We start from the raw sequence: 3688 nt of genomic DNA, 5'->3' as shown, positions 1-3688 counted from the left end.
CTCTTTCTTCGACAGTATCCTCATCATGGGGAGCATCTCACTTACGCGATGAGTAATTATACTTAGCCTAAAAGCCACTCTTCATCGTGTCTTGGAACGAAATAGAGGCTTTTAAAGACTGCGTACATGGAGAATTAAAACAAGAATTACCCTCGAAAAGCCTATTTTTCCACTAAGTATTTATGCTCATTGCAAAGGTGAGATGCTCCCATCCTCATCAGCATCGAGACAGATGACTAGATAGTTATATTTGGATACTTCTTGAATTTTATCGATGGCGTTAGGAATTCCCTCATCAAGTATCGAGGGGTAGCCATTACCACTAATCAGAAAGTAATTGTTGTGATTGACTTGATCGTAAAAATCAACTCGCTTAAATTCGGGAATAAGATAAGTTAACCAGGCAGTATAAAGCTTTTTTTCGGTACTTCTTCCTTCAACTAAAAAATAAATATTCATCGATTAACTAATTCCTTGGGGAAATTCTTCTAAGACATTGATAAGATCAATAAAGGCTTTTTGTCGAGTTTTAGAAATATGAAAATCAGCCGCATTGTGTACCTGAATTACTCCTCCTTTACGAGTGACTATTTTCCAATAGGCAGGACTGATATTATTAATTATATAGGGATGATGACTGGTAATAATAAACTGTAAATCTCGATAATTAACTAATAAATCTTCTGTTAAAGTGTCCAAACAGTTAACCCCCAAACTATTTTCAAATTCATCGATTAATATAACGCTGCCATCAGGAGATAATTCGATCGTTGCTAAGAACATCAGGCTTTTTATCATTCCAGAGGAGATATTTGGTTCTACAATCCAGACATGAGAGTTTTTTTCTTTTATTTGTATGCGAGGTAGCTCTTCAAGTAAACCAATTCTAGTTAATGAAACAAGCAGATCACCTAGTTCGGATGGCTCTAAAGATTCTATTTTTAAATCTTCAACTTGAGGGAAAATATCTAAAAACTTTCTCTTCATTATCTCGAACGTATCAGGATATTTTTTATAAGTGATCAGCAGTTTGTCGGAAATAGGAAGTTGACTCGAGTGTAATTCAGAGAGAGAGTTATATTCGGCATATTCGTAGTTTCTAAGGATTTTACCAAATGTTGAATATGAGATATTAAACTTAAGTGGATTGAAAATCATTTTGTTAAATTCCTGTCGAACAGGGAAAACATCTTCTTCTTGATTGAAAAGCTCTATACAGCTTAAATAAGATGGTAGTTTTGGTGTCTTTGAATGTTTAAACTCAATTACCTCTTGGTTTCTTTCGATCAAAACCTCTTGATCTTTTAAAAGAGTTTCACTAATTATACTAACCCTATTTTCGCTGTCATTACTATTGACTTCATCTTCTTCAATCTTGATGAGAGAACGAGCTTTTCTAACCTCAAATTCACCCAACCAATGATAACGAACATGATCATTGGTTAAAAGTTCTACATCCCATTTTACTCCATTTATAGACTCACCGTTAGCGATTCTTGTTAAATTACTAATAGCCTTTAAAATCGAGGTTTTTCCTGCACCTGAGATACCAACTAATAAATTAAAATCTGGGAAAAAATCGCAAGAATCTATACTTAATCCAGAGGATAAATCTTGATAGGATAATCTCAAAAGCTTCATAATAATTCCCCACTGCTAAAACTAAAAAGGGTGAGTTAATTCTCACCCCAAGATTTTACTGAGGATCGAGTTTTAGAACTGCCATAAATGCTTCCTGGGGGACATCAACAGTTCCGATCGCTTTCATCCGTTTTTTCCCTTTTGCTTGTTTGTCTAACAGCTTTTTCTTGCGGCTAATATCACCACCATAACACTTAGCTAAGACATCCTTTCTTAAAGCAGGAATATGTTCACTAGCGATAATTTTAGAACCAATAGCTGCTTGAATGGGAACCTTAAATTGATGCCGGGGAATCAATTCTTTTAACTTTTCGGTTAACGCACGACCAACATAATAAGCTTTATCCCGGTGAACGATCATCGCTAAAGCATCAACGGGATCACCATTGACCATAATATCTAATTTAACTAGCTCATTTTCCCGATAGCCAATTAATTGATATTCCATACTAGCGTAACCGCGCGATCGAGATTTTAATTGATCGAAAAAGTCCGTCACCACTTCCGCTAAAGGTAACTCATAAATCAAAGCGGTGCGAGTTTTAGTAAAATAACGCATATCCTTGAAAACTCCCCGACGACTTTGACATAATTCCATCAAAGCACCTACATAGGTTTCCGGAGTAATCATTTCCACTTGGATATAAGGTTCCTCAATTTTTTCCCGTTTTTGTGGGGAAGGTAACAAACTGGGATTATCCACTTCGACAATTTCGCCATCGGTGGTAGTGACCTGATAAACTACCGAGGGAGCAGTGGTAATTAAATCTAAGTTATATTCCCTTTCTAGTCTTTCCTGCACGATTTCCATGTGTAGCAGTCCCAAGAAACCGCAACGGAAACCAAAACCCATGGCGCTAGAAGTTTCCGGTTCGTAGGATAGGGCTGCATCGTTTAATTTTAACTTTTCCAGGGCATCTTTGAGATCGGCGTACTGATCAGCATCCGTGGGAAATAATCCGCAGAAAACCATCGGTTTTGCTTCCGTATAACCGGGTAAAGGCTCTTGTGCTGGTTTAGCGGTTAGAGTAATCGTATCACCCACCCGGGCATCAGCAACGGTTTTAATCGCGGCTGCCAGATAACCCACTTCTCCCGCGTGAAGTTCATTTACCTGTACCTGTTGCGGTGATAAAATACCCAATTCATCGATCACAAATTCTTTACCGGAAGCCATAAAACGAATTTTATCGCCCTTTTTCACCCGACCATCCATGACGCGGAAATAGACAATTACCCCTCGATAAGCGTCGTAATAACTATCAAAAATTAAAGCTCGGAAGGGTTCTTCGAGGGTATCTTGGGGAGGGGGAACCAATTGGACGATCGACTCTAGAATATCATTAATACCGATCCCAGCCTTAGCCGAGGCCCGAATCGCCTCACTACAGTCTAAACCCACCACTTCCTCGATTTCCGCCGCGACTCGTTCCGGTTCGGCACTGGGTAGGTCGATTTTATTTAAAACTGGGATAATTTCGAGGTTATTTTCCAGTGCTAGGTAAACATTGGCTAAAGTTTGCGCCTCTACTCCTTGGGAGGCATCCACAACTAATAAAGCTCCCTCGCACGCCGCTAGAGACCGAGAAACCTCGTAGGAAAAATCCACATGGCCCGGGGTATCAATCAGATTGAGAACGTATTTTTGACCATCCTTAGCGGTGTAATCCATGCGTGCCGCTTGTAACTTGATGGTGATACCTCGTTCCCGTTCCAAGTCCATATTATCGAGAAATTGTTCTTTCATCTCCCGTTGGGCTACGGTTCCTGTAATTTGCAGGAGGCGATCGGCGAGAGTTGATTTACCATGATCGATATGAGCGATGATGGAAAAATTGCGAATGCGAGAAACGGGAACGTCAGTCATCGTGGTTCACTGCTGGCAAAAGTCAGGGGTTTTTGACACTCTCCGCCCTAAAAGTGCGGAGATTCTTGGGCTGAATCCTGCCTCTACTAGCAAAGCTAATTTTGGTCTTACAGCTTCATGTCTAGTCCGACTACACCTACAAGGCAAGCACTCTTAGGGACTACTCCCCAAGCGTAAATT

General features: G+C 39.8%; 3 protein-coding genes. All 3 read right to left on the bottom strand.

All coding sequences use genetic code 11. The features are described from left to right. Nucleotides 1–186 precede the first annotated feature (186 nt). From IM477_RS03625 to lepA, 3 genes are read right to left on the bottom strand one after another with little or no spacing between them, the layout of a single operon-like run. Nucleotides 187–459, bottom strand: coding sequence for a hypothetical protein (locus IM477_RS03625; protein WP_287730560.1), 273 nt, complete (start codon nucleotides 457–459; stop codon nucleotides 187–189). Nucleotides 460–462: 3 nt separating this feature from the next. Further along, nucleotides 463–1641, bottom strand: coding sequence for an AAA family ATPase (locus IM477_RS03620; protein WP_287730559.1), 1179 nt, complete (start codon nucleotides 1639–1641; stop codon nucleotides 463–465). A 55-nt stretch (nucleotides 1642–1696) separates the two neighbouring features. Further along, nucleotides 1697–3508, bottom strand: coding sequence for a translation elongation factor 4 (gene lepA, locus IM477_RS03615; protein WP_002762209.1), 1812 nt, complete (start codon nucleotides 3506–3508; stop codon nucleotides 1697–1699). Nucleotides 3509–3688 lie beyond the last annotated feature (180 nt).

It is taken from the genome of Microcystis sp. M090S1 (assembly GCF_020246295.1).
Classification (GTDB): domain Bacteria; phylum Cyanobacteriota; class Cyanobacteriia; order Cyanobacteriales; family Microcystaceae; genus Microcystis; species Microcystis aeruginosa.
Note: the sequence above shows the minus strand (reverse complement) of the source record. Positions and strands in the feature narration are given on the sequence as shown.